Source organism: Actinomyces sp. zg328 (genome assembly GCF_009829635.1).
Taxonomy (GTDB): Bacteria; Actinomycetota; Actinomycetes; order Actinomycetales; family Actinomycetaceae; genus Actinomyces; species Actinomyces marmotae.
This window is the reverse complement of sequence record NZ_VWPE01000044.1, coordinates 1-549: the sequence shown is the minus strand read 5'-3', so window position 1 is coordinate 549 and position 549 is coordinate 1. Positions and strand designations below refer to the sequence as shown.

The following is a 549-nucleotide window of genomic DNA, read 5'->3' as shown; positions in this document are numbered from 1 at the left end:
TCCCTGTAATTGCCCGGATCATCGCGGACCTTCTTCTCGAACTTATAGAACGTGTCGACGCCCTTGACCGACAGGTTGACATCCCTGTGCATGGGCACCACGTTGATCGCCTCCGGCGGCCCCCCGAAGCCATGAGCGGCCAGATGCCCGCCATTGAAGCCCTCACCACCCAGGTGCCCGATCTGGGCCTGCAGCCTCTTCGAGCGCCTGCGCCACCTAGCCACCTCAAACCCATCAGCCTCCACCAGCACCGTGCGCCCCGCCCCATCAGTCGTGTAATGGAACGTCCCATCCACCGTGTACGTCACATTCGGCAAAGGATCATTCAAGTCCTTGTTCATCGGATTGGCCCGCTCGCCCCACACGTGGAACCGCTCCACCGCCGAGAACAACTCCGCATGCCTGATCTGACCAGACGCGTCAGTGTAGTAATCACCCCTGCCCTCCACATGGTAGACCGCGTTGGGCTCGAGCTCCACACCACGCCCGAACGGCTGACGAGGCCCAGGCATGAGACCATCACCAGCCAACACCTCCACCCGCCGACGC

General features: G+C 62.5%; 1 protein-coding gene. It reads right to left on the bottom strand.

The annotated features are described in order from the left end of the window. A partial coding sequence (locus GVV75_RS10050; RefSeq protein ID WP_201288767.1) for a DNA/RNA non-specific endonuclease occupies positions 1-549 on the bottom strand: 549 nt, incomplete at both ends.